General features: G+C 59.7%; 13 protein-coding genes and 1 tRNA gene. 4 read left to right on the top strand and 10 right to left on the bottom strand.

Annotation, left to right across the window (positions count from 1 at the left end; all coding sequences use genetic code 11):
- Positions 1–563: 563 nt before the first annotated feature.
- The 3 genes from FHT71_RS13780 to FHT71_RS13790 are packed head-to-tail and all read left to right on the top strand — an operon-like array spanning position 564 to position 3,072.
- Entirely contained in the window at positions 564–878 is a 315-nt protein-coding gene (locus FHT71_RS13780) for a MocE family 2Fe-2S type ferredoxin (protein WP_007802086.1), read from the top strand.
- Between the two features lie 6 nt (positions 879–884).
- A complete protein-coding gene (locus FHT71_RS13785) occupies positions 885–2,108 on the top strand; it encodes an FAD-dependent oxidoreductase (RefSeq protein WP_132595112.1) in 1,224 nt (407 codons plus the stop codon).
- Positions 2,109–2,151: 43 nt separating this feature from the next.
- Positions 2,152–3,072, top strand: coding sequence for a Gfo/Idh/MocA family oxidoreductase (locus FHT71_RS13790; protein ID WP_183720385.1), 921 nt, complete (start codon positions 2,152–2,154; stop codon positions 3,070–3,072).
- A gap of 176 nt (positions 3,073–3,248) precedes the next feature.
- Here the strand turns inward: FHT71_RS13790 and FHT71_RS13795 are convergent, their stop codons facing one another.
- The 9 genes from FHT71_RS13795 to FHT71_RS13835 form a co-directional block, all read right to left on the bottom strand.
- Positions 3,249–3,515 carry a hypothetical protein gene (locus tag FHT71_RS13795; protein ID WP_007802092.1) on the bottom strand — a complete coding sequence of 89 codons (267 nt, stop codon included), beginning with the start codon at positions 3,513–3,515 and terminating at the stop codon, positions 3,249–3,251.
- Between the two features lie 975 nt (positions 3,516–4,490).
- Positions 4,491–5,315: a glycosyltransferase family A protein gene (locus FHT71_RS13800; protein WP_132595106.1), complete on the bottom strand. Its 825-nt coding sequence runs from the start codon at positions 5,313–5,315 to the stop codon at positions 4,491–4,493.
- 415 nt (positions 5,316–5,730) lie between these two features.
- Positions 5,731–5,806 (bottom strand) — tRNA-Lys (locus FHT71_RS13805).
- A gap of 124 nt (positions 5,807–5,930) precedes the next feature.
- Positions 5,931–6,842 (bottom strand): PhzF family phenazine biosynthesis protein, encoded by a 912-nt coding sequence (locus tag FHT71_RS13810; RefSeq protein WP_132595104.1) that lies wholly within the window; start codon positions 6,840–6,842, stop codon positions 5,931–5,933.
- Positions 6,843–6,907: 65 nt separating this feature from the next.
- A complete protein-coding gene (locus FHT71_RS13815) occupies positions 6,908–7,657 on the bottom strand; it encodes an NUDIX hydrolase (protein WP_132595102.1) in 750 nt (249 codons plus the stop codon).
- The gene (locus tag FHT71_RS13820) at positions 7,654–8,763 is read right to left on the bottom strand and encodes an endonuclease/exonuclease/phosphatase family protein (RefSeq protein WP_183720388.1); all 1,110 of its coding nucleotides are present in this window, start codon (positions 8,761–8,763) and stop codon (positions 7,654–7,656) included. Before FHT71_RS13820 ends, FHT71_RS13815 begins: the two co-directional genes overlap by 4 nt.
- A gap of 68 nt (positions 8,764–8,831) precedes the next feature.
- Positions 8,832–9,860, bottom strand: coding sequence for an ABC transporter ATP-binding protein (locus FHT71_RS13825; RefSeq protein WP_132595098.1), 1,029 nt, complete (start codon positions 9,858–9,860; stop codon positions 8,832–8,834).
- Positions 9,848–11,542: an iron ABC transporter permease gene (locus FHT71_RS13830; RefSeq protein ID WP_183720391.1), complete on the bottom strand. Its 1,695-nt coding sequence runs from the start codon at positions 11,540–11,542 to the stop codon at positions 9,848–9,850. The genes FHT71_RS13825 and FHT71_RS13830 overlap by 13 nt, the downstream gene beginning before the upstream one ends.
- Before the next feature lie 17 nt (positions 11,543–11,559).
- Complete coding sequence (locus FHT71_RS13835; protein ID WP_183720395.1) at positions 11,560–12,537, bottom strand: ABC transporter substrate-binding protein; 978 nt, start codon at positions 12,535–12,537, stop codon at positions 11,560–11,562.
- Positions 12,538–12,698: 161 nt separating this feature from the next.
- Between FHT71_RS13835 and FHT71_RS13840 the strand changes: the two genes are divergently transcribed.
- The gene (locus FHT71_RS13840; protein WP_007802112.1) at positions 12,699–13,757 is read left to right on the top strand and encodes an aldo/keto reductase; all 1,059 of its coding nucleotides are present in this window, start codon (positions 12,699–12,701) and stop codon (positions 13,755–13,757) included.
- Positions 13,758–13,784: 27 nt separating this feature from the next.
- Here the strand turns inward: FHT71_RS13840 and FHT71_RS13845 are convergent, their stop codons facing one another.
- Positions 13,785–15,005: a PLP-dependent aminotransferase family protein gene (locus FHT71_RS13845; RefSeq protein WP_183720398.1), complete on the bottom strand. Its 1,221-nt coding sequence runs from the start codon at positions 15,003–15,005 to the stop codon at positions 13,785–13,787.
- Between the last annotated feature and the right edge of the window lie 60 nt (positions 15,006–15,065).

Consider the following 15,065-nt stretch of genomic DNA (forward strand, 5'->3'; position numbering starts at 1 on the left):
CGATGATCACCCACACCTTGGCCCTCGAAGACATCAACAAGGGCTTCGAGCTCATGCATTCGGGGACAAGCATCCGAAGCGTGGTACTGTATTGATGGGCGGTGTGGGTTCGGCATCGTTCGTGCAAGACTGAGCCTCACCCAAGAAGACCTGTGCTTGCGCCAGGAGCGCGCCTGCCGCAAGGGCGCGGTCGGCGATAACAGGTACGGTCCACATTCGTGGGACGTGCCGTTTGCCCAGAGACAGGATCCGCCCGCTATCGCCCCTGCAACGGCCGCGCGCTGCCTAGGATTGCCGGACCTGCAGGCTACGCCATGACGGATGAAGCGTTCTCATCAAGAGCAGCTCTCTTTCTGCGCTCGTCCTGAAGCTGACCAGCGGCCGACCGATCTCTCGGATCTTTCTGTCAAACTCGTTTTGATGCTCGCCACCGATAGTAGATTGTCGTCAAGACATGACTGAGGTGCGCGCCTACACCTGAGGTTTTTTGATCATTTTTTCTGCCGCACAAAGCCGCGTTTTGGCCTAGCCTCAATCAAGCAATACAAGCTTGGGAGGATTGGATGAGCGCGTGGATTAAAGCCTGTGGGATCGATGACATCGACAATGAGGACGTGATCCGTTTTGATCACGAAGGCAAGACCTTCGCCATATACCGCAGCCCTGATGACAACTTCTACGCAACCGATGGAATGTGCTCCCACGAAAAGGTGCACCTCGCCGACGGATTGGTGATGGACCACATCATCGAGTGTCCAAAACACAATGGCAGGTTTGACTACCGTTCCGGCGAGGCACGTGGGGCCCCTGTCTGCGTCAATCTCAGGACATACCGGACAAAGGTGGAAGGCGGCAGCGTCTACCTCGGTCTGGAGTGACGCGCTATGGCAGAGTTTGTCATCGTCGGAGGCGGCCAGTGCGGCGCCAGAGCAGCGCTCGCACTGCGTGATCAGGGATTTGATGGTCGCATCACGTTGATCGGAGAGGAACGGCACCTTCCCTACGAACGTCCGCCCTTGTCGAAAGAGCACCTGATGTCTGCGGAGGGCATCGAGCCGCCTTTTATCGTCAGCAGTGCCGTGCTCGCAGAGCAGTCGATAGAGATGATGACGGGCGATGCGGCTGTCGGATTGGACCGAGAAAACCGGTCCATTCGACTGGCGAGCGGACGCCGCATTTCCTATGACAAGCTGTTACTCGCGACGGGTTCATCACCACGACGGCTCCCATCCGTGGAAGGCATGGATCATGTTTTCTATTTGCGCACGCACGACGATGCACAGCGGCTGTCGCAGCGTCTTGTCCCCGGCGGGCATCTGGCGATCATCGGCGCAGGCTTCATTGGTTTGGAGCTCGCTGCGGCGGCAAGGCAAAGAGGCCTCGAGGTCACGGTCATCGAAGCTCTGCCGCGTATCCTGATGCGAGCGGTACCGGAAGCAATCGCAGCGCGCGTTCACGCGCTCCACGAGGCCCATGGCGTCCGCGTCCTTTGCGGTACAAGCACCGGGCAAATCGCGGCGCGTGCTGCTGGCATCACCCTCTTCCTGAACAACGGCGAAATCCTCGAGACGACGACCCTCGTCGTCGGCATCGGCGCCGAACCCCGCTGCGAACTCGCGCAGCAGGCGGGTCTCTCGGTCGAGAATGGTATTGCCGTCAACGCAGCGCTACAGACGAGCGATCCCGCAATCTATGCCGCCGGGGACTGCTGCTCCTTCCCCTATGGAGGCAAGAGGATCCGTCTGGAAGCATGGCGCAACGCACAGGATCAGGGGGCGCATGCATCCGCTAACATGCTCGGCGCGGAAAAGCCTTACGAGATCGTTCCTTGGTTCTGGTCGGACCAATACGATTTCTCGCTGCAGATCGCCGGCCTGGCCAATGAAACGACGAGCACGATCACTCGGCAGATCGACGAGGAGACGGTGGTGCTATTTCATCTCGCCGACGATCATCGGATTCTAGCCGCAAGCGGCTGGGGACGCGGCAATCGGATTGCGCGGGACATCAAAGTGGCCGAGATGTTGATCGCACAGGGTGCCAAACCTGCGCCAGACACGCTATCGACGCCCGCAGTGAGCTTGAAATCTCTCCTGTCGCGGTCATAGACTTGCCAGTTGACAGGGCGGCGATTTTCGAATGGGAGGGTCAATGAAAGAGATCAGGATCGGTATCATCGGAACCGGCGTTATGGGTGCCGATCACGCGGCCATTCTGGCCGAGGGCGTCGCGAATGCCAGGCTGGTCGCCGTGCAGGATTTCGATCGCGGTCGCGCCAAAACGATAGCAGCGTCCCTTGGCGTGCGCGTCATCGCAGATGCGGATACTTTGATCAGCGATCCTGACATCGATGCCGTGATGGTCTGCTCTCCGGACGGGACACATGCGGCGCTGGCGCTAAAGGCGATTGCCGCAGGAAAGCCTGTCCTCGTCGAAAAACCGCTCGCAGCAAGCCTGGAAGCTGCGGAGGCAATCATTCGAGCGGAAGTCGCGGCCGCCAAGCGTCTCGTGCAGGTCGGCTTCATGCGACGCTTCGATGCCGGTTACATCGAGATGAAACAGGCGCTCGCCTCCGGTGAACTTGGGCGACCGCTTTTCCTGCATTGCGTTCACCGAAACGCCGTCGGCCCCGACTATCTTACATCCGAACTGGTGATCGCCAATTCCGCCGGCCACGAGTTCGACATCGTGCGGTATCTTCTCGGCGAAGACATCACCTCGGCGATTGTCGCAAGCCCTCCGGCCACCCGCAACGCCCCGAACAGGCAGCCGCAGTTCATTTTGCTACAGACCGAATCCGGCGTCGTGATCGACATCGAAGTCTTCACGGACGCGCAGTATGGCTACGACGTGCGAGCTGAACTTGTCTGCGAGGATGGAACGGTCGCTCTCGACCCGAGCCCGGCAACCACGCTCCGCTCCAAGGCCACGACGGATTTCGAACGCCTGCCGATTGGCGGCCACGATTCCGGCAGGCCTATCGTGCGCAGTTGGAGGCCTGGACGGCGGGCATCCTCACGCAGACGCCCTTGGGCTCACGTGCATGGGACGGCTACATGGCGATGCTGGTGACAAAGGCCTGCCTGCAGGCCTGGAAAACGGGAACCCGCGCGGCAGTCGAGATTCCCGAAAGGCCGTCTCTTTATCGGTAACGGAAAAACCTGACGAAAATCGGCTCGCAGGCGACGCTCCGGACGGGGAAGTCATTTAGGAACGAGAAACGCCCCGCTTAACGCGAGGCTGCTTCTCTATCGGCAAACCGTTCTGTACCTGGTGATGTAGTGGTTGTGGCTTCGGTGCTGGTAAGGCACCCTCCAGCATACGTCGCGGTAAGCGTAGCGCGGCCGGTCATAGTCACGGTACCTTGGGCCGTATCGGTAGTAACGAGGCGGTGGCGGATCGTCATAATACCTCGAGTCGCCGGAACCGAACTCGAAATAGATACCTTGCGCTTCGGCAGGAGCGCTCGCCAGTAGTGCTGCGAGGCCGGCCACTGCGATAATCAACCGTTTCATGGTCAGTCTCCTTTCTCTGGAGATTTAACGCACCAGACCCGTGCATGGTTCACGCGTTTGAGGTCTGATAGGACCTAAGTCCTACGAGGGACCTGCCTCTTGATGGAAAAACAGCAGAAGAAAAGCCCCGCGGTGTTGGCGGGGCTCTTTAGTATCGGAACATCTCAAAACAACGTGCCTAAGGCGACACGACCTGAAAAAAACGCCGCTGGTTCGTTTCTGTTCCCGACCGTTGTTCGTATTGTCTAGAGATCGATCTGTGAACCCGCGCGCCACGTCGATGAAGGCGCACAACTGCTTCTCGTCTCGGACTCCTTGGCGATAAAACTCGATGATTATTGAGGCGATCCGTTCGGACTCAACCGGGACACGGTGGTGCCTCCCTCCTCCAGAGGCAGAAAGGAGCCCCGCAGGAAGCGGGGCAAACGACAGGGACATTTGGAAAGGCCAAGGCGCAGTGTGCGAATCGCCTTGGAACTCTACGTAGAACGCGACGCTAGACTGTTGGTTCCCATTGCCTTGCATGGGTCTTCACGCAATGTGGCTTAGTTCCGGGAAAGGGCCTCACCGGCTGGCAGTAGGCGCTCGACCTCCCGGTGAATGGCGAGACACATTCGCGCCTCGGGCCGCCATACGGCTGGTAGGTATCGGCTTCTCTACCCATAGGATGCATAGCGCGCCGTGGACCGCGCGACGTGGCTAGAACTCACGCTCACTGAGCCCGTAAGCACCATGGACAGGCCTGCAAATGGAGACAGACAGGTCCGGATTGGCCGCTGTAGGAGCGGTAGGTATCACGGGCAGGATCGCAGGACCGGTACGGTGACGCGCATCATTGCTGGTGCTCATTGTGGGACGATGCTTCGGCGGCATCCGACGGCACGTTCTCGGAAACCGGGCTTGCCGCAAGGTCCGCCACCGTGTGGCGGCCAGGTTGAAATGTCCGCCATCGTGCATCCAGGCACGATACTCCAGTCAACGCCAGATATTGAAGTGGGTCTGCATATACTCGATGCACCGCCGATTAGCCTCGTTTCGGTCAACACCTTCAATGGTGGCGAGGAATAGGGAATCGACATCGTGTGCTTCGGTGGGGTTCGGCTCTTCAAGCCCTGAGGGTAGCCAAATCGGAACGCCCTTGAGGGCAAGCATGCCGGACAACCAATAATCATCAACGGCCCAAAGGACATGAGGAATTTCATAGGCGATGTCATCGAAAAACTCAGGTCGCACCACGACGCCGCCGAGCCCTTGAAGCACGTCAACGTAGCCGCCTCGCTCAACCAAGCTCGGCATTGGTCTCGGCAGCTCCATGCGAAGGAACTTGGTCGCTAATTTGTAGCGAAGTCGGCGGGCGCGGAGTGCCATATTCGTTTTGCGCCTGCGCACCGCTCTCGGAAAAAACGCCGAAGACTTCGCAAAATCCGTTGGCACATCCTTGCCTATCAGGGCGATACACTCTTTTGGCCGCTCTTCCTGCGCCGCAAACAACTGAGACGCCCAATTGGGCGGAAATACCTTGTCGTCGTCACAGAACAGAATTTGCACGCTTTTACCTCGGAGGTCGCGCGCCGCAAAAAGCACCTTGGAGGCTGGCCCCATATCCTCGTCGGGCCGCACTATTGTAATGCCCTCCGGCACCAGCGGGAGCGAACCGTCATACTCCGGGAACCGGCGATACCGTTTCGGAATGTAAAGTCGGATTTCGTCTATCGGGCCGTTCTGCTTTACTAGGCTGTTGAGGGTCGGAGCGAGTTTATCGAAACGTGATGGAATGCTAGAAAGTGATATAATACGCAACGTGGATGCTCGTAGGAAAGATGATGCATTTGATGACGGTTCTGCTGGTCGTCTCTGTCATTTCCAGTTGCGCTAAGTCAATGAGAGGGAGCCTAAGCCCTCGTGAAGCTGTCGTGATCATGCATAAATAGCACCGAGACTGTTTACACCCTCTACACCCGCTTCAGAAACACGACGGCCACCTGGCCTTCCATCGCGCTGCCAGAACCATTGGAGCGGGAGTTTCAGAGCAAAGCGCGCGCTGCGCAGCTTGACGTGCGAAGCGATGAAGCCCTGGAGAGCCGCTGGAACGAGATTGAGCCCGCCGCATTCCGGAACAGGAACGTAACGCGAATTTGGCAACCGATTTACTGAAAAACTGGGCAGCCGAAAACTTCCGCCGCATTCCCAATTAAGTAATGATTCCAAGATGTTTTGGTGGGTGATGTAGGGCTCGAACCTACGACCCGCTGATTAAGAGTCAGCTGCTCTACCAACTGAGCTAATCACCCGTAACCGCCGTGTTGCGCGGTGTGAGGGGGCGTATAAACAGGATCGTTCGGCTTGTCTAGCGCCTGCTCGAAAATTCTTTGGTTAAACGCGAAGATTTTTGCGCATGGCTGAAATGCAATGAAATCAAAGGTCCAGCGTTCCGCTTGCGATACGCACCGCCTGCCCGCCAATCCGGGCATTCGAGATCGCTCCGCCTTCGATATCCACATGCAGATGGATCAACGATGGTCGGCCCATTTCCACACCTTGCTCGACCATCACCCCATGGTGTCCGTCCGTCAGGCGATCGAAATGGTGAATGGTGCCGGATAGCGCGGCCACTGCCGCCCCCGTGGCCGGGTCCTCCACGATCCCCATGCCGCTCGCAAACATCCGCGCATGGAACTTCGCGGCATGGTTTACACCGCCCCGACAGTAGATATAGGCAGAGGCAAGCGCGCCATCGACAAAGGGAACGGTCGCTTCCCAAAGTTGCGGGTCGAAATCCATTCGCTGCGCCGCGCCGACGTCGTGGATGGGAACCATGAGGAATGGCACTCCCGCACTCCAGAGCGATGGCACGTGGTTCTCAAAGCCGATTTCCGTCGTCCTCAGCGACAGCGCATTGGCAATTCCAAGCTTGTCGAGCGGCATGGTGATTTGCTGCGACTTCCGCGGTAGGTCGAACTCGGCAAAGCTCGCCTCGCCCTCTCGCAGCCGAACCGCACAACGCACCGGCCCGACATTCTCCTCCAGTACCGAAACGAGATCGATGGTCGACTTACCGTGTGCATGCTCGGCAAGAGCGATCGCTGTGCCGACCGTCGGGTGTCCCGCAAAGGGCAATTCGCGACCGGGCGTGAAGATACGAATCCGCGCCGTATAGGCTGGATTGTCTGCGGGCTGAACGAAGACCGTTTCCGAAAGATTCGTTTCCTTGGCGATCGCCTGCATGGCGTCATCGCTGAGCTCGTCACCATCGAAGATGACGGCGAGCGGGTTACCGGCGAGTCTGCGGTCGGTGAACACGTCGTAGACGCTGTAGCTGCGCGCCACATCGGCCTCCTTGTCTCGGTCCTCGTTTCGCCAACCTGCCCGACCAGAAGACCGAGCGCAAGGCGTTAAGCGCCTCGCCTTTCTCCAAAGTACCAGTCGATGACCGGGAGCATCGCAATATTGTAGGGGTGCGCCTTGGGATCGGCCGAACGTATCGCAACCGCGCCGGCAATCTCCTTGTCATCGGCTACCAGCATGTGTGCGTGGATCTTCTCAATCACCTCATTCGCGGTCAGATCGAAGCGAAAGAGACGCAGCACCGTTACGGTGCGCCTGACATGGCTTGCATAGTACCGATCGCCCGCCTGGGCATCATTGAGGTCAAGCCCCGTCTCCTCGAGCACCTCGCGGCGCATGTTGCCCTCGACGTCGCAGCGGTCTCCGGAAATGTCCTCGGGCTCCAGAGAGCCGGCGGCGAAATACACCTGGCCGGGATTGGCTGTGTGGCAACCCATGCGGATCGCTACCAGCGCGCCATCGGATGTCTCCAAAACAGGATAGGCAAACAGGTGGATGCCACCCTGCCGGCTCGCCTGACGGCGCCACCACATAAATGTCGAAAACGGTATGACGTGGCCTTCGGCCGCTATACTACCGCTATCGGTCAGCGCCAGCCGCGTCTGAAAGACCATTCGGCCATCAAACAGCGCCGGGTTCGCAGCAGTTTCCTTTTCCCAGTTTTCCCGAATCGCCTCACGTTGCGCGAGAGAGAAGGGATGGTCTCCCGACAGCACGCGGAGATCCAGACCGGCAATCGGAAATACGGTCTGCTCCGGCGGCCAGCCGGCGAAATCCTCTGAAAAATGAATGCTCATATCAAATCCAAGGTCATGACAACGGGGCAATGGTCGGAGGCTTTCGGTCGATCCCAGCCCGTGCGGGGATAACGCTCGACCTCCTGGCCGGGCGGAAAGACGGTGCGATAAGGCTGACCATATCGGATAATCTCCGGCAGGCGGCCAGAATTGGATCTGGCGAGTGCATCCGACAACCAGATGTAGTCGAGCTGACACAGCCATTGCTCCTCGGGCCCGCGAGCATGGTAGAGCGTCCAGCGATCGAGCGGATCACGGCGGCGGACGACGTTCTCGGCAAATCCGTCATGACTGAAGACATCGAGTGCGCTGACGCTCTCGTCTCGATGCTCGAAACGGTACCCTGTGCGGCGCCGTCCTATGACGTCGACGCGCTCCTGATAGTCGTTCATGTCGCCGCAGATGACGAACCGCTTGTCATCGATGTGACCGCCGAAGCGGTCCTCGATAATACGGCGCACCGCCAGCGCCTCGGCCCGCCGCACGGGCATCGTGCCGAGCCTGCTGTCGACGCCTTCCGTGCGCGGTCCGTCCATCGATTTGAAGTGGACCACATAGAGCGACAATGGCACGCCACCAATCTCGAGGTCCAGTTCCAGGCAGTCGCGCTTGAAGATCTTGTCGTCGATGCGGTTGGTCAGCGCCAGCTGGTCGTTGAAAAGCCCGAGATCGCGATAGGTGAGCATCGCATGGCTCTTGATCTGCCTGAGCTCGATCTTCTGCCCGTCGCGCGTCTCTTCCCGCATCAGGACCGCAACGTCGATCCCGCGGCTGTCATTGCCCTCGACCAGATATTTTTGCCGATAGCCGTTGCCGACCATCCGGAACAGATAGCCGTATTCGAAGGCGTGCAGCGCCTCCATATTGTCGACCTCCTGCAGGCACAGAATGTCGGCGTCGGCATCCGCGATCGCCAGCGCCGTCATCTGCCGGGTATCATCGGTCGAGGAAATCACCCGTGCCTGCTCGAGCTGCTGGTACACGCCTTCACTACGCACATCGAAAAGCTTGATCACTCGATCCTGGCGCAGCTGGTTGCGGAAGCCGGTGAAGTCGAAACGCGTCATGAGATTTTCGACGTTGAAAGTGGCGAGGCGAAGCGACATCGAGTATTTCCAGTTGACGTTGCACCATTAGTAGTGGCTAGCGCCTGCTTCGGAAAGACGTTTTGAAATCAGAGGCGCCAGGCGGCCCGCGCCACCGCCCGCACGCTTTCGCCAACCTGCAGCCGCTCCCGGCTGAAGGCCCGAAGCACCTGCCCGTCCCCAAGCCGCAGCTTCACGGCATAGCGCTCGCCTTCGTAGAGAATGGATTCGACGCGTGCCGGGATTCCCTCACCCGCGATAAAGACATCCTCCTGCCGTACCAACACATCCGCCTTTGGCCGATCATCGGCCTTGTCGGAGAACAGCGGTTCGAGGGCGCACCAGTCGAGCCGTCTGATGTCGCCAGCTGGAGACGGAAGCGAAAGAATTGCGCCGCGACCGATCAACCCTCCAACCAGCCGGCCCTCCGGCCGGGCATAAATCTCCGCCGGCGGTGCAGCCTGCAGGAGGCGTCCTTCGGACATAACGGCCACGTCTGTTGCGAGTGCCATCGCCTCGCTCTGATCGTGCGTGATATAGATCATCGTCGCGCCCGAGCGCTGGTGGAACTCGCGAAATGTTTCCTCCATCTCCTGTTTCAAGTGCCGGTCGAGATTGGCAAGCGGCTCGTCGAGCAGCACGACGTCAGGTGACGACACGAGGCAGCGCGCCAGTGCCACCCGCTGTCGCTGGCCACCGGACAGATCGGCGGGACGGCGCTCAGCGTGATCGGCGAGCCTGACCGTCGCCAGCGCCTCGCGGACATTGTGCTTGTAAGCCTCGCCGGAAATACCGCGCACCTTCAAGGGATAGCCGACATTGTCCGCGACACTCATATGCGGCCAAAGTGCATAGGATTGAAACACCATCGCCATATTGCGCCGTTCCGGCGGCAGCGACCGGGAGGCGTCTGCAAGCAGCCGCTCGCCAAGATGGATAGAGCCATCCGTCGGGGTCTCGAAACCCGCGATCATCCGCAGCACCGTCGTCTTGCCGCAACCCGACGGTCCAAGCAGCGCCAGAAAGCCGCCGTGCCGCACCTTCAGGGAAAAATCTGTAACGGCAGCGCGCCCGGTGCCGAAATCCTTGGCCAGACGATTGAGGATCAGTTCCGCCACGGCACGACTCCTCGTGGCAAACGTTTTGCCATCAGTTCCAGAAGCAGCATCATGACAACGACCATGAGGACGACGAGCACCGAGAGCGCCGATGCCAGATCGGAGCTGCCGCTATCGTCGAGATTGTAGATTGCCACGCCAAGCGTCTGCGTCCCGGCAGACCACAGGAGTGCGGAGATGGTGAGCTCATTGCACGCGATCAGGAAGACCAGAATGACCGATGCTCCCGCGGCAGGGGCGATCAATGGCACGATGATATCGACAAGCCGCCGGAAGAAGCCCGCTTCCGCGAGCCGTGCCGCCTCCTCTAGCGCCGGATCGAGTTGATGAAACGCACTGACGACGGGCTTTAGGCCGACAGCAAAGAAGCTCGAGAGATAGGCGATCAAGATAATCCAGATCGTGCCGTAAAGTGTCACGTGCAGGATGGGAATCGGTGCGGCAAATACGAGAATGAAGGACACGGCGATGACGATACCGGGCAGCGAATAGGGAATCTCGATCAGGCTGGAAACAATCCGGCTCAAAAGGTCTTTGCGTCGCGTCAAGGCGTAAGCTGCAAGCACGGTCACCACCAGGAGACACAATGCCGTCCCCGCAGCGAGAGACAGCGAGTTGACGAACGCTGTCCGCGTGACCGCTTGCCGGAAGAGGATTTCGTAGAACGCGCTTGCCGACATCGTCTTGATGGTGAGCGGCACGCCATAGGCCGGCACGAGCGCACCGGCCAAGAGAGCGAAGAATGGTGCTGCCAGAATGAAGAAAAGGCAGAGCCAGAGCAGAGGCTGCACGAGAAACTTCCAGCCTCCCAATTCGAAGGCCGCGCTTGCACCCGAGAGCCCAAGCACGCGGTAATCGCGTCCACGCAAGGCGCGGTCCTGAATGGCAAGTCCGGCAACGGAAATGATCGCGATGATCGCCGAAAGCAACACCACGTCACCGAAAGTCCGGCTGGTGAAGGCCGAGAATTTGGTAAAGATCAGCGTCGGGAGCGTGTAGATTAAGGCGGGTATGCCGAGGATTACCGGAATGCCGAAATTGCCGGTGCAGGAGACGAAAGAAATTGCAGCTCCGGCAATGATGCCGGGCAGCGAAAGCGGCAGGATGATGTCGCGGAAAACCCGAAGACTACCGGCTCCGGCGAGACGCGCAGCCTCGACGCCATCGCGGGGCAGTGCCATCAGGCCGGCCCGGAGAGCAAGATAAACGAGCGGCGCATGCTGCACGCCGTAGAGCAGCGATATGCCGCCAACCGAATAAAGCGGCTGCGACGATCCGAGCGGAGGTGCAATGTGCAGCGCCTTCAGCAGCGGGCTTGACGGCCCGGACATCTGCACCCAGGCAAGCGCCGTCACCTGCGGCGGGATCATCATCGGCAGGACGAACAGAAAGCTCAGCAGGCCTTTACCGCGAATATCCGTCAGGGTCAGCAGGAATGCGAAAGTGCAGCCGATGGCGAGCGAGATCAGCGTCCCAAGAATGGCTGTGACGAGCGTGTAGTAGGTCGCCGACCAGAGCGCGGGATCGCGAAGTACCGCGCCAAGGCCGCCATTTGAGAGCGCGGCAATGCCTGCAATCGCGAGCCGCGCCAACGGCAGCACGCTCAGGATCAGGACGATGATAACGACAAAAGGAAACAGCCAGGCAGGCTGGCTGTTTCCGGGACGGACATATCCGTACATCGGCTTTCCAGCGACGATCAGTTCGAGCCGTAGATGCCGGAGAAGGTCTTGAGGTCCTGATCGGTGTTCTTCAGCGCCTCGGGGGCATTGATCGGCAGCACCTTGATGCTGTCGCGAGCAGGAAAACCTTCCGGCAGCTTCATGCCGTTGCGAGCTGGGATGTAGCCGAGCTTGAGGAAGCCTTCCTGCCCCTTTTCAGAGAGTACGTAGTCGACGAATTTCTTCGCGGCATCGGCGTTCTTCGAGCTGGCGAGAATACCGACTGGCTCCGTTACCGCGGAAACGCCTTCGGTCGGGAAGACAAACTCGACCGGCGCACCCTTGGCCTTCTCGCGGATCGGCATGTAGTCGACGACCATGCCGAAAGCCTTTTCGCCAGAGGCGACCGACTTGAGGACCGCACCGTTGCCGCCGGCAGCCGTCGCGCCATTGGCGGCGAGATCCTTGTAGAAGTCCCAACCAAGACCATCGACTGCGGCCAGCGTCTGCGCGTGAATGAGGGCTGCGCCAGATGTCAGCGGGCTCGGCATGGTCACGAGACCCTTCGCTTCAGCCTTGGTCAAATCCTTCCAGCTCGTCGGTTTGAACGCCGCGGAGGTATTGCAGACGATACCGGTGGTGATCAGCTTCGTCGAATAATAGTAGCCGTCGGCGTCGTAGAGCGCGGCGTCATAGCTTGCGGCTTCCGGCGACTTGTAGGCGAGCAGCTTACCGGCTTCCTTCAGGCGCTCGAGCGTCACCGTGTCGGCAATCAGCAGAAGGTCGGCAACGGGATTGCCCGCCTCGATTTCCGCCTGCAACCTGGCCATGATCTTCGGCGTGCCATCGCGCACCCAATCCACCTTGACGTCAGGATTGGCAGCCATGAAGCCATCCACGGTCGCCTGTGCATCTTCGTTCGGCTGGCTCGTGTAGAGAACGAGATTGGCGGCGGATGCCGGGATTGCAAGCAAGCTCGCAGCGAGCAGCGCGGCGGCGGAAACGATCGTCTTCATGATGCATCCTCGGTGATGGGAGAGTTGTTCCTTAGCCACCGCGGATAACATGATTGTGACAGTCGTCTTCGTGGCGCTGACACGCATCGCGCCCTTGACCCGCTTACCCCGCCCCTATCTTCTACCGCACGTTTTGACTCAAGCATTTTGGGAGGACGCATATGGAATACCGCCTTCTCGGCCGCTCCGGCCTCAAGATTTCGACTGTAACGATGGGCACGATGACGTTCGGCGGCCAAGGCTGGGCGAAGATGGTCGGCGATCTCGGCGTTGCCGAAGCGCGCAGGCTCGTCGACATGTGCCTCGACGCCGGCGTCAACCTGATCGATACGGCTGACGTCTACTCGCAGGGCGTCTGCGAGGAAATTCTCGGCGAGATCATCGGCGGGCCACGCAAGAACGGCGTACTGATCGCGACCAAGGCGCGCTTTCGCATGGGAGACGGCGCAAACGACACCGGCTCCTCGCGCTATCATCTCATCAGCGCCTGCGAAGCGAGCCTCCGACGTCTGAAGACTGACGTCATCGATCTCTACCAGCTTCACGAATGGGACGGACAGACGCCTCTCGAGGAAACCATGGAGGCGCTCGACACGCTCGTGCGCCAGGGCAAGGTCCGCTATGTCGGTTGCTCGAATTTCTCAGGCTGGCACATCATGAAGGCGCTCGGCGTCAGCGAGAGGGAAAGGCGGGAACGGTTCGTCAGCCAGCAGATCCACTACACGCTCGAAGCGCGTGATGCGGAATACGAACTGCTGCCGATCAGCATAGACCAGGGACTCGGCGTGCTTGTCTGGAGCCCGCTCGCTGCCGGCCTGCTTTCCGGCAAACATCGTCGCAACCAGGCCGCACCGGAAGGTTCGCGTCAATTTGCCGGGTGGACAGAGCCGCCGATCCGCGACGAAGACCGCCTGTGGAATATCGTGGAAACATTGGTGGCGATCGCCGACGAGCGTGGCGTCTCGGCAGCACAGGTGGCGCTTGCCTGGCTGATCGGCCGCAAGGCCGTCACCTCAGTGATCATTGGCGGTCGCACCGAAGCTCAATTCAAGGATAACTTGGCTGCCGCCCACCTGACGCTGACCGAGGACGAGCGCAAGCGCCTCGACGCGGTCAGCCTGCCGCCGGTGCTTTATCCGTATTGGCACCAGCTCAACACGGCAAGCGACCGGCTGAGTGAGGCCGATCTGGAATTGTTCGGCCCACACCTTGATCGATAACGCCGTCCGACAATGTCGGCCGCTTTTTCAGCCGTCGATTTCGCCAGCGATCAGCGCGCCGAGGCGGCCAATCCCCTCTTCGATCATCTGATCGTTGGCGCAGGAGAAGCTGACGCGGAAGGTATTCTCACCCGAACCGTCGGCGAAGAATGCCTTGCCCGGGACGAAAGCGACCTTGGCCGTTTCCAGCGACTTGGCGAGCAGCTTCGCGCCGTCCATGCCCTTCGGCAGCGTCACCCAGATGAACATGCCGCCTTCCGGCTTGGTCCAGCTCGTTCCGGCCGGCATGTACTTCTCAAGTGCCGCCAGCATCACATTCCGGCGATGACTGTAGACCGACTTGATCTTGGCGACCTGAGCATCGAAACCGCGCTCGGCGACGTGCGCGATCGCCATCTGATTGATCGTCGAGGAATGCAGGTCAGCCGCCTGCTTCATCAGCACCAGTTTGCGGATGACAGGAGCATTGGCAACGATGAAGCCGACACGAAGGCCCGGCGCCAGCGTCTTCGAGAAGCTGCCGCAATAAATGGTGCGCGTGTCGTTGATGTGTCCCTTCTTCGCGATTTCCGTCGCCAGGATCGGTGCGATCGGCGCCCCATCGTAACGCAGCGACTGGTACGCTGCGTCTTCGATGACCGCGATATCGAGCTCCTCTGCCAACGCGAGAACCTTTTCTCGTCCGGGCTGATCGACAGTTTCGCCCGTTGGGTTGGCAAAGTCGGCCGAGAGATAGGCGAACTTCACCTTGCCGCCGGCAGCAGCCGCCTGCGCCTTGTACGATGCGGGCGTCCGGTTGCCGTTCGGCGTCAGCTGGTCATAGGTCGGCTCGTAGGCGTTGAAGGCCTGCAGCGCACCGAGATAGGTAGGCCAGGTGACGAGCGCCGTGTCATCAGGCGAGAGGAAAAGCTTGCCGAGATAATCCAGACCCTGCTGTGAACCAGAAACGATGAAGACGTTATCGAGGTCGCAAGGGATGCCGATGGCGGCCATCTGCTTGATCAGCCATTCGCGAAGCGGCTTGTAGCCTTCGCTGACGGAATACTGCAGCGCCGAGTTTACGGCGGAGCTGTTGAAGATATCGGCGTAAGCGGCCTTGAATTCCTGATCGGGGAAAAGTGCCGGATCCGGGATGCCGCCAGCAAAGGAAATGATATCAGGGCGGTCAAGAAGCTTAAGAAGCTCGCGAATCTCCGATGCGCGCATACGTGAAGAGCGCGTCGCGAATATGCTTTCCCAATTCAACATGGGCATTTCCTCGTAATTTTTTGTCTTTAGGCGACAGAACCACGCAACAAATGATAAGTC

This window comes from Rhizobium sp. BK060, from assembly GCF_014193145.1.
Taxonomy (GTDB): Bacteria; Pseudomonadota; Alphaproteobacteria; order Rhizobiales; family Rhizobiaceae; genus Rhizobium.